This window comes from Streptomyces sp. NPDC001513, assembly GCF_042894695.1.
Lineage (GTDB): Bacteria > Actinomycetota > Actinomycetes > Streptomycetales > Streptomycetaceae > Streptomyces.
Map to the genome: position 1 here is coordinate 119,625 of NZ_JBIAVU010000005.1, position 18,558 is coordinate 138,182.

Below are 18,558 nucleotides of genomic sequence, written 5' to 3' on the forward strand. Positions count from 1 at the left end.
GTGCGTCGTGTTACGGTCTTTCTGTAGTGATCGTTACCGAACTGGGGGAGCTCATGCCGCACAAGAACGCGCTGGTCACGGGTGGCAGCAGGGGCATCGGCCGGGCCATCGCCGAGCGGCTCGCCGCCGACGGGGCCACCGTCGTGCTCACGTACGCGAGCGACGGGGCGGCCGCCCGCGAGACCGTCGAGCGGATCACCAAGGACGGCGGCCGGGCCCACGCGCTTCACGCGGAGCTCGGGCGGCACGGGGACGCCGCCGCGCTCTGGGCGGCGTACGACGGGCTGGGGCTCGGCGGGGTCGACATCATCGTCAACAACGCAGGCATAGGGCTGCCTGTTCCGCTCGGCCAGGTCACCGAGGAGGACTTCGACCGGGTCTTCGCCGTGAACGTACGGGCGCCGTTCTTCGTCGTGCAGGAGGCCTTGGCCCTCGGGCGGTTGCGCGACGGGGGTCGGGTCGTCAACATCTCCAGCGGCGCCGCGCGGATCGCGATGCCCGAGATCCTCGCCTACGGGGCGACCAAAGGCGCGCTCGACACGCTGACCCTGAACCTGGCGAAGGCGCTCGGGCCGCGCGGGATCACCGTGAACTCGGTCGCGCCCGGCATCGTCGACACCGACGTCAACGCGGGCTGGCTGCGCGGCAATGCGGAGGCCGAGGCGCACGCCGCCTCGCTCGCCGCGCTCGGCCGGGTCGGCCGCCCCGAGGACATCGCCGACATCGTCGGCTTCCTCGCCTCCGACGACGCGCGATGGGTGACGGGCCGCGTGGTGGACGCAACGGGCGGCACGGGCCTCTGACGTGCCCTGGCCGGGGGCTGAGCAGGTCGGGTGGGTCCGGTTGTGCCGGGGCCGGGCGCGCGCCGGGGTGTCTCCTCGGACGCCGAACGTGACGAGGGGTCGGAGAGATCGGCCTCGTTGCGTTCGGCGCCCTGCGGGGATCACCCCGACACACACCCGACCCCGCCCCAACCGGCCCGGCTGCTACCCAGCCCTGCGACCTTTCGCCTGCGCCGCCCCAATCTGGCCTGGCCGCACAAATTCAGCCTCGCCGGCGTTTGAGGCGCGGGGTCCGGGGCGGAGCCCCGATCTTTGAGCCGCACAATTCAGCCCCTCCGGCGCTTGAGGAGCGGGGCGGAGGCCCGGTAGGGGGTGGCTAGGACGTGCGCCAGACCGTCATGTCCAGGGAGAGCCAACTCGGCAGGCCGGCCAACCGCGGGTTCGACTCGATCTGGACCACCAGCAGGGCGACCTCCCCCGAGGAGTGCCTGACACAGATCTCGCTGCCGACAGCGATCGCGGCCAGCGGCACCGAATGCGACTTGCTGACCTCTCCGTAGCGACGGCACGTGTCGAGGTTGGCCTCGCCCGCCTTGCCGTACTGCAGGGAGAGCACGCTCGTGTCGCTCTCCAGGTCGCAGTCCAACGAGTCGCATTCCAGACGGATGTCGCCGCCGCGGTCACCGTCCTTGCGCGTGACGGGTTCCTTGATGTCGATCGAGTTGTCCTCGCCCAGCCGCACCCCGGGGTAGGGGACGGGCGTGGGCGGCTTGGACGGCTGGGGGGACTTGGGCGCGCCCGACGCGGGTCCGGTGGCCGCCTTGCCGCCCGTGCCCGAGGCAGACGCGGCCGGGCCGGGGGTGCGGGAGGCGGCGGCGGCCGCTGCGGCGGCCTCCTCCTCGCGGACCTTGCGCGCCGCGTCGACCAGGAGCCAGACCAGGCTGCCGACCATCAGCGTTCCGATCACCGTCAGCGTGGTGATGATCACCGCCGCGCGGCGACCGCGCTTGCGCCGTTCCTCCGGGGTGATCGGCTGCGGCCCCCAGACGACCGGCGTCACGTGCGCCGACCCGGGGTGCGGGGCCGGGTACGGGCCCGGGGCGGTCGGGGTCGGGGTCGGGTCGGGGACGACCACCTCCGGGCCCAGCACCTCCCGCCAGATCGCCGGGCCGCCGCCGCTCGTGTCGTCGGCGTCCTCGCCCAGCTGCTTGCGGCACCACTCCACGATCTCCGTCGGGGTGGCCCGGTCCTCGGGGTCCGCGGCCAGGCACCGGGCGAGCAGCGGCTGCAGTTCTTCCGGCAGCCGCGTCAGGTCGGGGGTGGAGTGCACGATCCGGAACAGCACGGTCATGGAGGGCCCGGTGCCGTACAGGGGCTCTCCCAGCGCCGCGAACGCCGCCGTCTGCCCCAGCGCGAAGACGTCGGTGGCGGCGGTGGTCTCACCCGCCAACGCCTGTTCGGGGGCCATGTACTGGGGCGTGCCGATGGTGCTGCCCGTGGCCGTGGGCGCGGTGGTGTCGGACGCCGTCGATATGCCGAAGTCGATGACGCGGGGCCCGTCGGAGGCCAGCAGCACGTTCGACGGCTTGAGGTCCCGGTGCACGATGCCCTCGGCGTGGATGGCTTGCAGGGCCTCGGCCACACCGGCCATCAGCCACAGCACCGCGGGCACCGGCAGCGCTCCGCGCCGGGCGACGGCCTCCGACAGCGAGGGCCCGGGTACGTAGAGGGTCGCCAGCCACGGCGGCACCGCGTCGGCGTCGGCGTCGATCACCTCGGCGGTGTACGCGCCCCGGACGCGTCGGGCCGCCACCACCTCGCGGCGGAACCGCCGCCGGAACGCCGGGTCTTCGGCCAGCTCCGGCCGGACCACCTTGATGGCCACCGGGCGGCCGCCCGGGGTGTGCGAAAGGTAGACGCGGCCCATGCCGCCCGCGCCGAGCCGGGCCGCGAGACGGTACCCGGCGACGGTCTGCGGATCCTCCGCGTGCAGCGGCTCGAACACCTCGGTCGCGCTGTTCATCGGCCTCCCCGATCCCCCGATCAACCGATGAGTTGATCCGCCTTACTTTAAGCGGCGCGTAAAGGCGGGGGGTTGCCGGGGGAGCCCGCCTAGGTCAGACGCCGGGGCCGAACGAGGTCGCGGTCGCGCCGCCGTCCTTCTCGACCGACGCCACGACCAAGTCCGCCCGCAGGTCCTCGGCCTGCTCGGGGGAGAGGCGGGCGGCGAAGCCGTTCAGCGTGTTGCGGTAGACGTACAGCGGGGTGATCCCGTAGTCGTGCGCGACGTCGGCGGGGTCGAGGCCCGGGTGCACGGTGACGATGTACGTGGCGTGGTCGGCGGGGGCCGCGTGGGATACGGGTACGGGCTCGGCGGCGGTGGCTGCGGACACGGGCAGGGCGACGGTGACGGCGGCCAGGACGGCGACGGCCACGGGCAGGGCTCGGCTCAGACGGTTGCGCATGGTCCGAGGCCATCACGTGCTGCGGTGCAGGTCAACGAGGTCCCGGGGTGAGGCGGGGGCACGGGCGGCGCACCTGCCGTGCGCTCCCTGGTGTGGGGGCGGGCCGTACGGGTGATCTTGCTCCGGCGGTGTGGGGTGCGCGGGCCGGAGCGCGGCCGGGACGGCGCAGCGGGACAACCCTTTCTGCACGGCCGGGTGACCGCCCGTCCGACGCGGGCGCCGGACGGGCAACCAGGTGAGGGGGTGGTTCAAGCCGGTGGGAGGTGGCACCGATGGAGCTGAGGGCCGCCCCGCAGCAGCACCCACCCGGTGCCGTGAGGGCGGCTCACCCATGTGTGTCTTCCGACCCCGTCAGGGAGTTCCTTCCATGCGCCTGCTCGCACGTCTGGCTGCCGCGACCCTCCTCACCGTCACCCCGGTCGCCGCCGGTACCGCTTCCGCCGCGGCGCCCGAGCCGGACCCGGCCCCGCTGGTCAAGGCCGCCAATCCGGTGCCCGGCAAGTACATCGTGACCCTGGAGAAGGGGCAGGACGCGGCGAAGCTCGCGAAGAAGCTGGGCCTGAAGCCGTCGTTCGTCTACACATCGGCGATGACGGGCTTCGCGGTGCCGTTGACCTCGCTGGAGCTGACGCTCGTCCGCAACGCCCTGGGGGTGAAGTCGGTCGAGGAGGACGCCTCGGTCCAGTCCGTGCCGATGCCGACCTCCGCGGCGGGGATGCGGTCCCCGTCGAACTCGTGGGGCCAGGACCGCATCGACCAGAAGAACCTGCCGCTGGACAACAACTTCACGGTTGAGGGCAACGGCGCCGGGGTGACCGCGTACATCCTCGACACCGGCATCGACTACAACCACACGGAGTTCGGCGGTCCCGACGCCACCCGTGCCACGTTCGGCTTCGACGCCATCGGCGACGGCCGTAACGGGCAGGACTGCCAGGGCCACGGCACGCACGTAGCCGGCACGGTCGCCGGCAAGACGTACGGGATCGCGAGCAAGGCGAGCCTGGTCAGCGTCCGCGTCCTCGGATGCGACGGCAAGGGCGAGTGGTCGGGGATCATCGCGGGCCTGGACTGGGTGGCCAAGAACGCCAAGCAGCCGGCCGTCCTCAACGGCTCCCTCGGCGGGGACAGGTCCACCGCGGTCAACGAGGCCGCGGACGCGGTCACCGACGCGGGTGTGCTGCCGGTCATCGCGGCGGGCAACTCCGCGAAGGACGCGTGCAACATCTCGCCTGCGTCCGCCAGCAAGGTGGTCACGGTCGCCGCGAGCAACCGGTACGACGAGGAGACCGACTTCTCCAACTACGGCACGTGTGTCACGCTCTACGCCCCCGGCCAGGCCATCGTCTCCGCGAAGCTCGGCGGCGGCAGTGTGGCCCTGGACGGCACGTCCATGGCCGCACCGCACGCCGCCGGTGTCGCCGTCCTCTACAAGCAGGCACACCCGAGCGCAGCGCCCGAGGAGATCGCCGAGTTCCTCGAGCAGGAAAGCACCAAGGACGTGCTGAGCAAGCTCAGCCCGGCCAGCCCGAACAAGCTCCTCTTCACCACCGGTCTCTGAGCCGCTTCCCGTGCGGGCGGCCCGGCCGCCCGTACGGGTGAACTTGCTTGCGGTCATTCGTTCGGGGCGACACCCCGGACGGTGACCCAGGATGACCCTTTCTGCACGGCCTCCGACACGCCGCACGCCTGACCGCCGCCGCCGTCCTCGCCATGACCCCGATCGCGGTCGGCACGGCCGCCGCCGACACCCCGGAGCCGACCCCGGCGCCGCTCATCTCCGCAGCGAACGCCATCCCCGAGAGCTGCATCCTCACTCTCGACAAGTCCGTCAGCCCGGCGACGGTCGCGGAGGCCCTCGGGGTCAAGGCGAAGTTCACGTACAGGTCGGCGCTGCACGGCTTCTCGGCGACCCTCACCGAGAAGCAGTTGAAGCTGGCCCGGCACACGCGCGGCGTGCTGTCCGTGGCGCAGGACGGGTTGGTGACCGGCCCGCCGGTCCCCGCGAGCGGGGCCATGACCAAGGCGCCGTCGAACTCCTGGGGCCTGGACCGGATCGACCAGCGGGAACTGCCGCTCGACCTGCAGTTCAGCCCCAACACCAGCGGCCAGGGCGCGACGGCGTACATCCTCGACAGCGGCATCGAGTTCGCGCACACCGAGTTCGGGGGACGCGCCGTCCCGGGCTTCGACGCGATCGGGGACGGCCTCAACGGCGGCGACTGCCACGGCCACGGCACGCACGTCGCGGCCACGGTCGGCGGCGAGACCTTCGGCGTGGCGCACAAGGTGAGGCTGGTCAGCGTCCGCGTCCTCGGGTGCGACAACCGGGGCGCGTGGTCGGGGATCATCGCAGGCCTGGACTGGGTGGCCTCCCACGCCCGGCAGCCTGCCGTCCTGAACGCCTCGCTGGGCGGTGACCGCTTCGAGCCGGTCAACACCGCCACCGCCGCACTGTTCGACAGGGGCGTGCTGCCGATCGTCGCGGCGGGCAACGACAACAGGGACGCCCGCCTGGTCTCGCCCGCCTCCACGCGCAAGGCCGTGACGGTCGGCGCGACCAACAGAGACGACCAGGAGACCGACTTCTCCAACTGGGGCGAGCTCCTCGACCTCTACGCCCCCGGCCAGGACATCATCTCCGCGCGGCGGACCGGCGGCAGCGTGTCGATGAGCGGTACGTCCATGGCCGCGCCGCACGTCACCGGGGTGGCCGCCCTCTACAAGGCGGTGCACCCCAATGCGCGTCCGGCCGAGGTGGCGAACTTCCTGAAGAACGAGGCCACGGAGGACGTCGTCCAGAACCTCAGCGACAACAGCCCCGACAAGCTGCTGTTCACCAACGGTCTCTGAGCGACCCGACGAACCGGGCCCAGGCCTGTGCGTGGAACACCACGTGCGGGCCTTCGGGCTGCTTGGAGTCCCGTACGGGGACGAGATCGGGGTGACCCTCGGCAACTTCGAGGCAGTTGCCGCCGTCGCCACCGCTGTGCGTGGACTTCCGCCAAGTGGCCATCTCCAGGCAGCTGCCACCGCTGCCGTCGCTGTAGCTGGACTTGTGCCAGACAGCCGCCGACAAGTCGTAGTCAGGCTCCTGCTTCACGTTCGTACCCCTCCACTACGGACTCGATCAAGGCCAGCGATTGCGCGGGAGGCAGCGCACTGGCCGTGAGGAGATCGTAGGTCAGGAAATGACGAGAGACCGTGGCGGGATCGTCGAACAGCTGGCCCGTTCCGTTGCCTTGAACGTAGGCGAGGGCAGGGGCATCCTCGAACGACAGCAGCTGAAGCGAACCGCCCATCGCTGCGTGGGCACCCGCACGAAACGGGATGACCTGGACGATGATCCGGTGCTCCCGAATCAGTTTCGCGATGTGCCTCAGCGCCTCTGCCATGACGGCTGGCCCCCCGACCTCGCAGCGCAGCACGGCCTCGCCGAAGACGCACCACAACAATGGGGTTGTTGGGTCGTCAAGCAGCGCGGCCCTGGCCAGGCGATTCGTGACCAGTTCGTCGATCACCGGTTCTGGCGCCGTGGGTTGGTAGGCGCGACAGACGGCGCGAGCGTAAGCCTCGGTCTGCAGCATGCCGGGGATGGTCTGGGGCGCGTACTCCCGGATAGCGGTCGCCAGAGCCTCGGCCTCGGCCGCCTCGGCGAAGTGGTCCGGGTACTTGGACTTGGCCGCGGCCTCGCAGTTGCGGACGAAGAAGCCGTTCGTGGCGAGGATGTCGTCCAGCTGGCGCGCGAATTCGATGTGCATGCGGCGCGTGCCGGCTTCGAGCTGGCCGATGAACGAGCCGCTGACGAAGAGCGGTTCGCCCAGCTCGGCCTGGCTCAGTCCGGCTCGTTCGCGCGCCACGCGCAGCTCCGCGCCGAGCAGGGCGCGGGGTGAGGCGGAGGGATCGAGGTTCTTACTTGCCACGGCAACTCCCGGGCCAACAGGTGGGGTTGTTCTCGGTGCTTCCTTGAAGGCTAGCGAGCCCGTCGCCACTCTGTGTATCGAAGTCGGACACTCAGAGTAGAAAGGTGACATGTCATGGTGCTCACTCCACAGGAGCGCATGCAGGCGGCCGAGGAGGCGGTGCGGCAGCTCAAGGAGTCCCTGGCCGGGGTGGGGGTGCTGTTCCCCTCGCTCGACGTGGAACGGGTCTCGGCGGCGGGCTCGTACGGGCTGCCGCTCGTGGACCTCGGCCGCTGCAACCTGGACACGGCCCTGCGGCTGGCCGCCGTCCTGCACGAGCGGGCGGCGGGCACGTGAGCGAGGCGGTCGATGCGGCCCAGTTCGCCTTCGAACTGGGCTGGAGGCTGCGCGGCTTGGAGGCCGTGGTCGGCTCGGGCGGGTGGAGGCGTAGGGGCATGGGACTTTCCGTGCGGGTGCAGTACGACGAGGGCGGTGGTCTGTGGACCGCGGTCGGCGATGACGGGGACCGGCGGGAGAGGCGGTCGGCCGATACGGCGGACGAGGCGACGGCGCTGGTGTACGAGGCTTTCGGGCTGACGGCGAGGCGGCCGCTGCCGCCTCCGGCGCCGGGCCGGCAGCGGTTCACGCTGATCCACTGCCCGCTCGGGGACCATCCGGGGTTCGACGATCCGCGCTACGAGGGGCTCAAGGCGAGGCCGCCGGAGGGCTGCGTCGTCGAGGACGTCGGCGGGTACCTCGGGCTCCGCTGCGAGCGGCCGGGCGCGCGGCTGCTGGACGCCGTTGCCGAGACCTGCCGGGAGATCCGGGCGGAGCACGGGCTGCTCATGGCCGACCTCGGCATCGAGAAGCTGTGGGAATGGTCGCAGGACGGTACGGACGGCTGGGGCGCCGAGATCGTGGGCCAGCTGCTGCTGATGGCCGCCGAGCGCGGTCCGAAGCTCGGCTACGGCACCGATGACCTGGTGCGGTTCCTGCGCACCGCCGCCGGCTGAGTCGTTGTGAGGAAGCGCGTGCGGCCGCCGCTCAGCTCTTGGTGATGAGCTCGCCGTCGTACGCGCCGCCCAGGCAGATCCACTGGCCGGCGGTGGAGTCGTACTCCACCGTTCCGCTTCCGTCCGCGCACACCGGTCCGGTGACGGCCGGGACCGCGGCCTGTGCAACGGGGATCGCGGCACCGAGCGCGGCCAGTACGAGGGCAGCGGTGAAGCCGAGAAGTCGTGTTCGCATGAGAACTCCCGTGGGGACGAGGGACGGCAACACCTCACCACCAGCTTCCCCCTGTGTCGCGCCGGGCGCACCCTGACGTGCGGGCGTACGTGCGGTGGGCGCTCCGGAAGCGCCGCCCGTGGACAAGCGGCAGGCTGGTGTCATGGCGAACACGCACATCGTGACCGTGGGCGCGCCGGATGACCTCGGCTTGCGGAAGGTTCTGATCGACGGCAGGTCGGTGGGCAGGGTTTGGTCCAAGGAGCAACTCGAGAGACTCCTGAGCCGTGAAGGTGCGGCCGGGCACCCCATCCGTTTTCTCGGCGAGGACGGCACGTACTGGCCGGACCGGGCGTGGCTGCGACGAGCCACCGGGTTGTGCGTGGTCTTCGGCCTTCTCGTGACCGCATGTCTGCTCTTCCGGATCGGCATGGCGGACAGTGGCGACGCCCTGACCTACGGCGGGCGCATCGCCGGATTCACCGTTCTTGTCGTGGCCGTGGCGGAGGTGGCCGCCGCCGCGGCCGCCGTCGACTTCTGGGAATTGCGGCGATGGCGATTCTCAGGGGTGGTCGTTCTGGCCGGAGTCGTCATCACCCTGCTCTGTAGCATCTCCGTCGTCCTGCTGCAGGTGGGCGAGCGCTTCACCGACTACACCGTGATCGCGATAGGCCTCCTCGTCTGGTCCTTGGTGGCCCTGGTCGAACTGGCCAAATGCCGGGCGTGGAATGGACTCACCATTCCGAGGAAGATTGCGATCGGCGTGATCATTTCCACCCTTCTCGCCGTGGCCAACCTGGCGTACGCGCAGATCTACGTTCCCTATGTGACGACCCCGCTGATACTGAGCGGAGCCGAGTTCGGGGAGGCGAGCCAGGTGAAGTACGGGGCGTCGATGTACGTGACGGCCCATCTGTACGTGAAGAACGCCGGACAGGTTCCCGTCTACGTCCTCGGCAGCAGCTACTGGATCCATGGCGGACCTGCGAGCGGTCCCCCCGAGGTGAGGACCGCCGACTACAAACTGATCTACGACGGTGAGTTCGTGACCCCGGTGGGCCACGTGTTGAATCCGGGGGAAGAAGTCGCACAGGACGTGGTCGTCGAGATCAAGGATCCGGAGAAGCGCGGTTATGAGGCGATCAAGGCCCAGACCGAGGTGTACGTGATCAGGAAGGACAGAATGACCTTGGCCACTGATTTCAAGCACTCCAACCTGGAGCGGGACAAGTGGCGCTTCGGAGTGATGTGCGAGCCGGGGGATCCCGGCGGTGCGAAATCACGCTACTGGACCAATATTTCGAACAGCAGCGAAATGTTGAACGTGACCCGAGGACAGCAGCGCATCACCGTGTGGCGGGTCGACAGCGGCAACTGGCCGCGTGTCGATGTGCATGTGTCACCCCCGGGCGAACGGATCTCGTTCGTTCCCAACCTGCCCCTGGAGAACCAGGAGGCCAGTGAGCGGTACGGCCTCTCGCAGGTGCGGGGGGCCACGGCGCAGACGCCGTACCGGGAGCTCCTGGAGAAGGCGAGTTCGACCGAGAAGGGTGCGAGCTCGCCCAAGTGACCCGGCTACAGCGGGGAGTCGGTGCGCAGGCGGGCGTGGAGGTGCTCGTCGTGCCAGCCGTCCGCGTGCAGGAGGGCGCCGCGCATGGTGCCCTCCAGGGGGAAGCCGGCCTTCGTCGCTACGGCGCAGGAGGCCGGGTTGGCCACGGAGTGGGTGATGCGGACGCGGTGCAGGCCGAGGTCGTCGAAGGCCCAGCGGGTGACGTGGGTCGTGGCCGGGACCATGACGCCGGAGCCGCGGCCGGCGGGCAGCAGCCAGTACAGGATCTCGCCGCTGCCGCCGGGGAGGTCGAGGTCGGCGAGTCCGATCAGGCCGACGGCCGGGCCGCCGGCGGCGGGGGCGATCGCCCAGATCGCGGCCTCCTCGGCCTGCCAGCGGTCGTGGAAGCGGGTGATCCGTTCCTCGGCCCCGGGCAGGTCGAGCCGGCTCGGGCGGTTCCAGTGCCGGATGTCCGGGTCGAGGAAGCAGTCGACGAGGGCGGGGGCGTCGTGGGCCGCCCAGCGGCGCAGCCGCATCCCGGCGGGGAGGTCGAACTCCGGCTGGGGGAGTGCGCGCATGCGGCCGGCCGGTACGACCGCGGGGATTTCCTCGGCGGCACGGAAGCGGGCCAGGAGTTCCTTGGCCGCGGGACTCTCGCGGTCGAAGGCGTGGCCGCGGTCCAGGTGCTCGGGGACGGCCGGGCCGGTGAGCAGGGCGAGGTTGCAGGAGAAGCAGGGGATGACGTCGTAGAGGTGGTTCAGTTCCGCGTCGTGGGCGCGCAGACCCCAGGTGGGAACGAAGCACCGGGCCCGGTCGCCCGGGGGCAGCGCTTCGAGGAGGGCGAGGGATTCGTCGGCCTCGGGTCCGGTCCACAGGGCGACGGGAGTGCCGCCGGATATGGGACCCCACGGGTGGAACTGGCGCGGGTCGAGGCGGACGACTTCGAGGGCTGCCGCCCCGGTGGGTATCTCCATGACGGGCAGCCTATGCCGGTCCCTCCTCACGGAACCGCAGCCTGAGGTACGGGGCGTAGGGCGAGGCGGAGTCGAAGGTCCGGCGGTGCAGTGCCTCGGGGGCCAGGGGTCCCCAGCCCCATCTCAGGGCCGGCGCAGGCGGCGTAGTGGTTTCAGGGCGAAGCCCGTGAGGCCTGCGGCGCAGGTGCCGGTCGCGCAGAGCGCCGTGGCGGCCGTGGCCCCGTGGGCGTCGGCGAGTGCGCCGAGGGCGTTGTTGCCCACCACCAGCGCCAGGCTCTGAACGAGCGTCAGTGACGCCTGCATCCTGGCCAGGTGGGTGCCCGGGGAGCCGGTCAGCACCAGCGGACCGATGTGGCAGGCGAACAGCCCGGAACCCGCACCCGTGACGATTCCCCCGGCCACGGCAAGGGCCACGCCGGCCTTCCCGGCCAGCGCCACCGCGGCGATGCCCGGCGCCGCGACGCACAGCCCCAGCGCCGCACCCCGGCCGATCCGGCGCAGGGTGCCCCGCCGCGAGACCACCAGCGCCACGGCGACCACCCCCAGGCTCTGGCCGCCGGCGATCAGGCCGGCGGCGCCGGCGCTCCAGCCGTGCTCCCGGGCCAGGAGCGGGTTCAGCAGGGACACCACCGGCAGGAGGAAGCAGGCGGCGGCGGCCGTCAGCAGCAGCGCGGACCGCAGGACCGGATCCGCCACGGCGACCCGCACCCCGTCCGCCGCCCCCGCCAGGAGGCCCTCCGTACGAGGGGACCGTTCGACCTCGAAGGCCGGCCGGACGAGGACGAGTACGACGAGGACGATCGCGAAGGTGCCCGCGTCGGCGAGCACCGCGCCCGTCAGGCCGGCGGCTGCGACGAGTACGGCGCCCAGCGGAGCCCCGAGCAACGAGGCGACCTGTCCGGCCGCCTGCTGCACGGCCAACGCCCGGGGGAGCTGCGCCTCGCCCACCAGGCTGCGGGGCATGGACCCGGCGGCGGGCAGGTAGAACGCGTCGACCGTGCCGACCACGGCCGCGACCGTGACGAGGAGCCAGGGCGAGGGGTCGGTGCCCGAGCCCGCGAGGGCCAGCGCGAGCGTGGCCGTGAGCATCACGGCGTCCCCGACGATCATCACCCTGCGCGCGCCGAACCGGTCGCCGACGGCGCCGCCCACCAACAGCAGCAGGGTCCGCGGAAGGGTGATGGCGGTCAGGACCAGCGCACCCGTCCCGCCGCCGTGCGCACTGGCCGCCCAGCCCAGGGCGAAGTACAGGACGGCGTCACCGAGCAGCGAGGCGCGGGTGCCGGCGAGCCAGACGAGGTACGGGCGGGGAAGGGCCGGGCGCGCCGTGCCCTGCCGGGCGGTGTCGAGGTCCAGGGAGGTCATGGCCGCCGACGCTAGGGCCCTCGACCAACTGGAGGGCAAGCTCGCGCGGCGTGCTCACAGCAGGGGCGGGCGTCAGGTCAGGGCCGGTTCCCTGGAGGGCTCGGCGGCCGCGGCGGTCGTGTCCGGGTCGGTGTTGAGGTCGGTCAGCATCTGGCGGGTGAAGCCGAAGAAGTAGGTGGCGGCGAAGCCGACCAGGTAGCCGACGGCGAGGCCGCCCGCGTAGATGGCGAGGGTGACGCCGACGCTCGACTTGCCGTCCAGCAGGGGGAAGAGGGCCCAGCCCGAAGGGCCGATGGCGGTGGAGCCGAAGGCAACACCGAGCTGGTTGAACAGGCCGACGAAGGCGCCGCCGGCCGCGCCGCCGACGCAGGCGGTGACGAAGGGGCGGCCGAGGGGGAGGGAGACGCCGTAGATGAGCGGCTCGCCCACGCCCAGGAAGCCGGCCGGGAGGGCGGACTTGATGGTGGTGCGCAGCGAACCGTTGCGCGGGAGCCGGTAGTAGACGGCGATGGCCGCGCCGACCTGGCCCGCGCCCGCCATGGCGAGGATGGGCAGCAGGACGGTGTAACCGGACTGTTCGATGAGCGTGGTGTGGATGGGGATCAGGGCCTGGTGCAGGCCCAGCATCACGAGGGGCAGGAAGAGGCCGCCGAGGACCAGGCCCGCGAAGGCGCCGCCGGTCGCGAGCAGCCGGTCGGCGAAGGTGCCGATGGCCGCCGAGGCCTCACCGGCGAGGAACATCAGGCCGAACAGGGTGACCAGGCCAGAGATCAGGACCGTGAGGGTCGGGGTGACCAGGACGTCCAGGGCCTCGGGGACCCAGGTGCGGCACCACTTCTCGACGTACACGGCGAGCAGGGCAGCGGCGAGCGCGCCGAGGACGCCGCCCTGGCCGGGGGAGAGCTGCTGGCCGAAGGCGTCGATCTTGGCGACGCCCGGGAAGACGATGATCGCGGCGACCGCGCCGCCCAGGATCGGCGTGCCGCCGAACTCCTTGGCGGTGTTGTAGCCGACGAACACGGCGATCAGCGACATGAAGCCGGAGGCGATGGCGGCGAGCGCCGGGACGACGGCGGGCAGCCAGCCCAGGTTCGTCAGCAGGCCGTTCAGGCCCGCGATGATGCCGCAGCCGATCAGTGCCGGGATGAGCGGGACGAAGATGTTCGCGATCCGGCGCAGGAGCAGCTTGAACGGGGTGGCGTTGCGGGCCTTCTGGGCCTCCTTCAGCGCCGTGCCCTGGGCCTGTAGGTCCTCCGCGGTGATGGCGTGGGGGGTGGGTGCGGTGGGTCCGGTGGCGGTGACCGGGGTGGCCGGGGTGACCGGGGTCGCCGCGCGGGCCTCCTCGACCAGTGCCTCGAACTCCGGGGTGACGCGGGCGACGGTGCCCGGGCCCAGCACGATTTGGTATGTGTCGTCCTCGACCACGCCGAGGACGGCGGGGAGGGCCCGCAGGGCCTCGTCCTGGACCAGGGAACGGTCGCGCAGCGTGATGCGCAGCCGGGTCATGCAGTGCGCGATGGAGGTGACGTTGTCCGGGCCGCCGACCAGAGGAAGGATCGCGGCGGCTGTGGCGCGGTTCTTGTCAGTGGACATGTGGTGGTCGCCTTGCGTCGGGTGGTGGACGGGGATGCGGGCTTCGGGCGGCGGTGTCGGTGGTGTCGGCGGTGTCAGCGGGCTTCGGTGAGGGCCGCGCGGAGGTGGCCGTGCGAGGCGGCGAGCAGTTCGGCGGCCTTCGGGCCGTCGACGCCGCCGAGGATGACCAGCACGGCGTTCTTGACCTCGCCGCCGGTGGCGGTGAGCGCGGCCTCGATCTCGGCGTCGGGCGCGCCGGTGGCCAGCGCCACGATGCGGCGGGCGCGGGCGCGCAGCTTCTCGTTGGAGGAGCGCATGTCGACCATCAGGTTCCCGTAGGTCTTGCCCAGGCGGATCATGGTGATCGTCGAGATGAGGTTGAGGACCAGCTTCTGGGCCGTACCGGCCTTCAGGCGGGTGGAGCCGGTGAGGAGTTCGGGGCCGACGACGACCTCGATGCCGTGCTCGGCGGCCGCGGCGAGGGCGGAGCCGGCGTTGCAGGAGAGCCCGACGGTGAGCGCGCCGCGCGTACGGGCGAAGGCGACGGCGCCGATCGCGTACGGGGTGCGGCCGGAGGCGGAGATGCCGACGACCGTGTCGTCCGGGCCGATCCCCAGCGCGGTGAGGTCCGCGGCGGCCAGCTCCGGCGAGTCCTCGGCGCCTTCGACGGACTTGACCATGGCGGAGGGGCCGCCGGCGATGAGGCCGACGACGTCGGCGGGGTCGGTGTTGAAGGTGGGCGGGCACTCGCTGGCGTCCAGGACGCCCATCCGGCCGGCCGTGCCGGCGCCCGCGTAGACGAGGCGGCCGCCGCGGGCCATGCGTACGGCGATCGCGTCGATCGCGGCGGCGATGTGCGGGAGCTGGGCGGCGACGGCGGCCGGGACGGTGGCGTCCTCGGCGTTCATGGTGCGGGCGATGTCGAGGGTGGAGAGCCGGTCGATCTCGGCGAGGTCCTGGCGGAAGGCCTCGGTGGTGAGGGTGTCCAGCTGGGCGCGGAGGTCTGTGTGTGCCGTCATCTGGGGGCGGGCTCCTTGGCTGGTGGCGGGCGGTGGTCGGGCTGAGCTTCACGATCGGGGCTCCGCCCCGGACCCCGCTCCTGGATGGTCAGTGGCGGTGGGACAGGGCTTCGTAGGAGGCGGTCAGGGCGGGGGCGGCGGTTTCGTACGTGCGCTGGGCGACCCCGACGAAGAGGCAGTCGACGACGAGCAGCTGGCTGGTCCGGCTGGACATGGCGGCCGGGCGCAGCTGGGTCTCGCGGGCGGCGGAGGTGGCCAGGACGAGGTCGGCGTAGTGGGCGACGGGGGCGTTCGGGCGGCCCGTGAGGGCGAGGGTGGTGGCGCCGCGCTCGAAGGCGACGCGGAGCGGCTCGATCACGTCGCCGGTGGAGCCGGAGTGGGTGATCGCGACGGCGACGTCGCCGGGGCCCAGCTGGACGGCGCCGGTGACGGCCAGGTGGGGGTCGCCGTGGGCGTGCGCGACGAGGCCGATGCGCAGCAGCTTCTGGGCGAGGTCCTGGCCGACGAGGGCGGAGGCGCCGACGCCGTAGACGTCGATGCGGCGGGCGGTGGCGAGGGCGGTGACGGCGGCGGCCAGCTGGGTCAGGTCGAGTCCGGCGGCGGTGTCGGTGAGGGTCTGCGCCTCCTCGTGGGCCAGCTTGGCGACGACGTCGGCGAGCGGGTCATCGACGGCTATGTCGACGGTGACGGCGGGGGCGGCGCCGGACTCCTGCTGGGCGGCGAGGGCGGCGAGCGCGAGGCGCAGGTCGCGGTAGCCGGGGTAGCCGAGGAGGCGGGCGGCGCGGACGACGGTGGCCTCGCTGGTGCCGGTGTGCGCGGCGAGGCCGGAGACGGTGAGCCGCGCGCATCCGGCCGGATCGGAGGCGACAGCCTCGGCGACGGCCTGCACGGAGCGCGTCATGGACGGAGCGAGGCTCCGGACCCGGGCCCGGAGGGCGGAGGGCGCCGGGGCGGGCGCGGTCTGCGTCTCCGTCCGCGTCTCCGGTTTCGTTTCCGTACGGCGGTTGAAAGTTTCTTTCGTGTTTTCGCTCACACCTGAAACCTATTTTCGGGGGTGGTGGGCGTCAATACGCCATACGGCCCCCGAGAAGAGGGCCTTCTTCACCGGGCCCGCTCAGGTCCACAATGGGCCCATGGACCACGCGACCCCCTTGGAACAGGCGCTGCACGTCGCCCGTGCACTTGTTCTCGCCGACCTCGCCGCCGGCGAGGTCGCCGACGCCGATGTCGTCTCCCTCGTCGAGGACTCGGTCACGCACCGCCGGTGGTGGGTGGAACAGTGGCCGGAGGGCGTCGACTACCTCCCCGGACTCGTCGCCCAGGACGTGCAGGACGCGCTGCTGGAGAAGTACGGCCGCTGGCCGCTGTGCCCGGTCTGTACGCACGGCGATCCGCACGCGCTGGACGTGGAGCCGGAACTGGGACCCGACCCGCACTGGGTGTGCTCGGAGGCGGGCGTGAAAGTGGCCGCGGTCGGAGGCCTGGGCCCGGTCTTCGGTCTCCGGTGAGCCGCCCGTGACCGTCTACATCGACCCGCCGACCTGGCCGGGCCACGGCCGCATGTGGTCCCACCTGGTCAGCGACGTCTCGTACGAGGAGCTGCACTCCTTCGCGGCCGGCATCGGCTGTCCGCCGCGGGCCTTCGAGCGGGACCACTACGACGTGCCCTCGTACCGGTACGCGGACGCGGTCGGCGCGGGCGCCGTGGAGATCGGCAGCAAGGAACTCGTCCGCCGGCTCACCGAGGCCGGCCTGCGCCGCCCGAAGGGCCGCCCGGCCCAGCCGCAGCCGTAGCCGAACCCTTGGCGGGGCTGTCAGTGGCGGGCGTTAGCCTGCGGGAATGTTCAGTACGACCGGCGACGACGATCGCCGCTTCCCGCTTGCCCTGACCGAGGTGTCCCGGATCGAGTTCGAGTACGGCGACGAGGGCGAGGGCGTCGACTTCGACCCGTACGACGCCTTCCGGTCCGCCGAGGACACCACCGACTGGCTGCGCCACTGGACGGGGAACCACGAGCTCGACGCCGACGGCCTGCGGATCTTCGGCCAGGACGGCGCCGGCGGCCTCGCCGCGGTCTGGTACGCGCGTCGGGGGCGGCCGCTCGCCGAGCAGCCCGTGGTGTTCATGGACTCGGAGGGCGAGGTCGGCCTGGCCGCCGGGAACCTGTCCGACCTGCTGTGGGTGCTGGCCGACGGCTTCGGGCCGCGTGAGGCCGCCCTGGACGGGGAGCGCGAGGCGCGCCCCGACGCGGCCCTGGCGGCGATCGCAGAGCGGCACGCGACCACGCCGCGCCGGCCCGCCCGGGAGATCATCACCGAGGCGCAGGCGGAGTTCGACACCTTCGAGGACGACCTCTTCGAGCTCTGCCGCTGAGCCCCCCCGCGCCGCCGCACTCGCGGCCCGGGCCTCCTGGAGCCGGGCGGGTCCTAGACCTGTGGGGCGGCGGGCCTCCGGGCCTTCAGACCCTCTCGGGCGCGCCCGCCAGGGCCGGGGTCGAGGAGGCCACGACGCGGGTCGGGGCGCTCCGGCGGCGGTCCAGGCGGAGGGCGGCCACGGCGAGGGCGATCGCGGTGACCGTCATCGCGCCGCCGGCCCAGGCGGTGGCGGCGAAGCCGAGGCCCGCGTCGATGACGGTGCCGCCGAGCCAGGGGCCGCCGGTGTTGCCGAGGTTGAAGGCGGCCGTCGTGGTGGCGCCGGCCAGGGTCGGGGCGGCGCCGGCCACGTTGAACATGCGGGCGTTGAGCGCCGGCGCGGTGAAGAAGGCCGAGAAGCCGATCAGGAAGGCGAGGGCGACCACCGCGACCTGGAACGAGGCCAGCAGGGCGAGCGCGCCGAGGAAGACGGTCGAGGCGGTGATGCCCCAGATCATCACGCCGAACAGGTGCGCGTCGGCGATCCGCCCGCCGACGGTGGTGCCGGCCAGCGCGCCGATGCCGAAGAGCGCGAGGATCCACGGGACCCACCGGGAGTCCAGCCCGGCCACGTCCGTGAGCAGCGGTGACAGGTAGCTGAAGGCGCAGAAGACGCCGCCCGCGGCCAGAGCCGTGACGGCGATGGAGAGCCACACCTGGCGGTCGCGGTAGATGCGCAGCTCGCGCCCGAGCGAGGGCTTCTCGGCGGGCAGCGGGATCTTCGGGATCAGCGCCAGGATGCCGACGAGGGCGATGGCGGAGGCCGCGCCGACCGACCAGAACGCGGCGCGCCAGCCCAGGTGCTCCCCGAGGAAGGCGCCGGCGGGGACGCCGAGGACGTTGGCGATCGACAGCCCGCCGATCATGACGGCCATCGCGCGGGCCCGCTGGTCGCGGTCGACCATGGCGATGGCGACGGCCGCGCCCACGGCCCAGAAGCCGGCGCAGGCGAACGCCGAGACCACGCGGGAGGCGAAGAGGAGCTCGTACGTGGGGGCCAGCGCGCCCGCGACCTGCCCGAGGCCGAAGAGGCTGATGAGGGTGATCAGGGTGGTGCGGCGCGGCAGCCGCAGGGTGGCCACGGCCAGCAGCGGCGCGCCGACGACCATGCCGATGGCGAAGGCGGATATGAGCAGGCCCGCCTGCGGGATGGTGACGCCCATGTCCTCCGCGATGGGCGGCAGCAGCCCGGAGAGCATGAATTCGCTGGTGCCGAGCGCGAAGACGGACAGTCCGAGGATGTAGACGGCGACGGGCATGCGGGGGCGTAGGGCATCTGCGGGCATGACTG

20 protein-coding genes are annotated in these 18,558 nt (G+C 72.2%); 9 read left to right on the forward strand and 11 right to left on the reverse strand.

What is annotated here, in order from left to right; genetic code table 11:
* Nucleotides 1–53 precede the first annotated feature (53 nt).
* Nucleotides 54–803 carry a glucose 1-dehydrogenase gene (locus ACFYZ4_RS12520; RefSeq protein WP_351292779.1) on the forward strand — a complete coding sequence of 250 codons (750 nt, stop codon included), beginning with the start codon at nucleotides 54–56 and terminating at the stop codon, nucleotides 801–803.
* 355 nt (nucleotides 804–1,158) lie between these two features.
* On the opposite strand, the gene ACFYZ4_RS12525 is transcribed toward ACFYZ4_RS12520, so the two are convergent.
* Together ACFYZ4_RS12525 and ACFYZ4_RS12530 are read right to left on the reverse strand one after the other, a co-directional pair.
* Nucleotides 1,159–2,805: a serine/threonine-protein kinase gene (locus ACFYZ4_RS12525; RefSeq protein WP_390783868.1), complete on the reverse strand. Its 1,647-nt coding sequence runs from the start codon at nucleotides 2,803–2,805 to the stop codon at nucleotides 1,159–1,161.
* Between the two features lie 94 nt (nucleotides 2,806–2,899).
* Nucleotides 2,900–3,247 (reverse strand): protease inhibitor I9 family protein, encoded by a 348-nt coding sequence (locus tag ACFYZ4_RS12530; RefSeq protein WP_351595547.1) that lies wholly within the window; start codon nucleotides 3,245–3,247, stop codon nucleotides 2,900–2,902.
* Nucleotides 3,248–3,614: 367 nt separating this feature from the next.
* On the opposite strand from ACFYZ4_RS12530, the gene ACFYZ4_RS12535 reads away from it, so the two are divergent.
* Nucleotides 3,615–4,808, forward strand: coding sequence for a S8 family serine peptidase (locus ACFYZ4_RS12535; RefSeq protein WP_351302562.1), 1,194 nt, complete (start codon nucleotides 3,615–3,617; stop codon nucleotides 4,806–4,808).
* Nucleotides 4,809–4,960: 152 nt separating this feature from the next.
* Nucleotides 4,961–6,100, forward strand: a complete 1,140-nt coding sequence (locus ACFYZ4_RS12540; RefSeq protein ID WP_390783869.1) for a S8 family serine peptidase — start codon at nucleotides 4,961–4,963, stop codon at nucleotides 6,098–6,100.
* Here ACFYZ4_RS12540 and ACFYZ4_RS12545 read toward each other — a convergent pair.
* Together ACFYZ4_RS12545 and ACFYZ4_RS12550 are read right to left on the reverse strand one after the other, a co-directional pair.
* Nucleotides 6,084–6,350 carry a DUF397 domain-containing protein gene (locus ACFYZ4_RS12545; RefSeq protein ID WP_390783870.1) on the reverse strand — a complete coding sequence of 89 codons (267 nt, stop codon included), beginning with the start codon at nucleotides 6,348–6,350 and terminating at the stop codon, nucleotides 6,084–6,086. The genes ACFYZ4_RS12540 and ACFYZ4_RS12545 overlap by 17 nt on opposite strands.
* Entirely contained in the window at nucleotides 6,334–7,170 is an 837-nt protein-coding gene (locus ACFYZ4_RS12550; protein WP_390783871.1) for a Scr1 family TA system antitoxin-like transcriptional regulator, read from the reverse strand. Before ACFYZ4_RS12550 ends, ACFYZ4_RS12545 begins: the two co-directional genes overlap by 17 nt.
* Before the next feature lie 114 nt (nucleotides 7,171–7,284).
* Here ACFYZ4_RS12550 and ACFYZ4_RS12555 point away from each other — a divergent pair, with 114 nt between their 5' ends.
* Nucleotides 7,285–7,506, forward strand: a complete 222-nt coding sequence (locus ACFYZ4_RS12555; protein WP_351302554.1) for a hypothetical protein — start codon at nucleotides 7,285–7,287, stop codon at nucleotides 7,504–7,506.
* Nucleotides 7,507–7,604: 98 nt separating this feature from the next.
* Entirely contained in the window at nucleotides 7,605–8,162 is a 558-nt protein-coding gene (locus ACFYZ4_RS12560) for a hypothetical protein (RefSeq protein ID WP_390783872.1), read from the forward strand.
* Nucleotides 8,163–8,193: 31 nt separating this feature from the next.
* Here ACFYZ4_RS12560 and ACFYZ4_RS12565 read toward each other — a convergent pair whose 3' ends face one another.
* Entirely contained in the window at nucleotides 8,194–8,397 is a 204-nt protein-coding gene (locus ACFYZ4_RS12565; RefSeq protein ID WP_351302549.1) for a hypothetical protein, read from the reverse strand.
* Between the two features lie 142 nt (nucleotides 8,398–8,539).
* Between ACFYZ4_RS12565 and ACFYZ4_RS12570 the strand changes: the two genes are divergently transcribed.
* Nucleotides 8,540–9,946, forward strand: coding sequence for a hypothetical protein (locus ACFYZ4_RS12570; RefSeq protein ID WP_351302546.1), 1,407 nt, complete (start codon nucleotides 8,540–8,542; stop codon nucleotides 9,944–9,946).
* Between the two features lie 5 nt (nucleotides 9,947–9,951).
* Here ACFYZ4_RS12570 and ACFYZ4_RS12575 read toward each other — a convergent pair whose 3' ends face one another.
* From ACFYZ4_RS12575 to ACFYZ4_RS12595, 5 genes are all read right to left on the reverse strand, one after another.
* On the reverse strand, nucleotides 9,952–10,899 hold the full coding sequence (locus tag ACFYZ4_RS12575; protein WP_390783873.1) for a GNAT family N-acetyltransferase: 948 nt from the start codon (nucleotides 10,897–10,899) through the stop codon (nucleotides 9,952–9,954).
* Between the two features lie 123 nt (nucleotides 10,900–11,022).
* Nucleotides 11,023–12,264 (reverse strand): MFS transporter, encoded by a 1,242-nt coding sequence (locus ACFYZ4_RS12580; RefSeq protein WP_390783874.1) that lies wholly within the window; start codon nucleotides 12,262–12,264, stop codon nucleotides 11,023–11,025.
* A gap of 72 nt (nucleotides 12,265–12,336) precedes the next feature.
* A complete protein-coding gene (locus tag ACFYZ4_RS12585; protein ID WP_390783875.1) occupies nucleotides 12,337–13,857 on the reverse strand; it encodes a PTS transporter subunit EIIC in 1,521 nt (506 codons plus the stop codon).
* Between the two features lie 74 nt (nucleotides 13,858–13,931).
* Nucleotides 13,932–14,855, reverse strand: coding sequence for an N-acetylmuramic acid 6-phosphate etherase (gene murQ / locus ACFYZ4_RS12590; RefSeq protein ID WP_384349583.1), 924 nt, complete (start codon nucleotides 14,853–14,855; stop codon nucleotides 13,932–13,934).
* 88 nt (nucleotides 14,856–14,943) lie between these two features.
* Nucleotides 14,944–15,888: a MurR/RpiR family transcriptional regulator gene (locus ACFYZ4_RS12595; RefSeq protein WP_390783876.1), complete on the reverse strand. Its 945-nt coding sequence runs from the start codon at nucleotides 15,886–15,888 to the stop codon at nucleotides 14,944–14,946.
* A gap of 100 nt (nucleotides 15,889–15,988) precedes the next feature.
* On the opposite strand from ACFYZ4_RS12595, the gene ACFYZ4_RS12600 reads away from it, so the two are divergent.
* From ACFYZ4_RS12600 to ACFYZ4_RS12610, 3 genes are read left to right on the forward strand one after another with little or no spacing between them, the layout of a single operon-like run.
* The gene (locus ACFYZ4_RS12600; RefSeq protein WP_030718971.1) at nucleotides 15,989–16,363 is read left to right on the forward strand and encodes a hypothetical protein; all 375 of its coding nucleotides are present in this window, start codon (nucleotides 15,989–15,991) and stop codon (nucleotides 16,361–16,363) included.
* A gap of 7 nt (nucleotides 16,364–16,370) precedes the next feature.
* Nucleotides 16,371–16,649, forward strand: coding sequence for a DUF4031 domain-containing protein (locus ACFYZ4_RS12605; RefSeq protein ID WP_390783877.1), 279 nt, complete (start codon nucleotides 16,371–16,373; stop codon nucleotides 16,647–16,649).
* Nucleotides 16,650–16,695: 46 nt separating this feature from the next.
* The gene (locus tag ACFYZ4_RS12610; RefSeq protein ID WP_351296403.1) at nucleotides 16,696–17,229 is read left to right on the forward strand and encodes an SMI1/KNR4 family protein; all 534 of its coding nucleotides are present in this window, start codon (nucleotides 16,696–16,698) and stop codon (nucleotides 17,227–17,229) included.
* Nucleotides 17,230–17,314: 85 nt separating this feature from the next.
* Here the strand turns inward: ACFYZ4_RS12610 and ACFYZ4_RS12615 are convergent, their stop codons facing one another.
* On the reverse strand, nucleotides 17,315–18,526 hold the full coding sequence (locus ACFYZ4_RS12615; protein WP_351296474.1) for a Cmx/CmrA family chloramphenicol efflux MFS transporter: 1,212 nt from the start codon (nucleotides 18,524–18,526) through the stop codon (nucleotides 17,315–17,317).
* Nucleotides 18,527–18,558 lie beyond the last annotated feature (32 nt).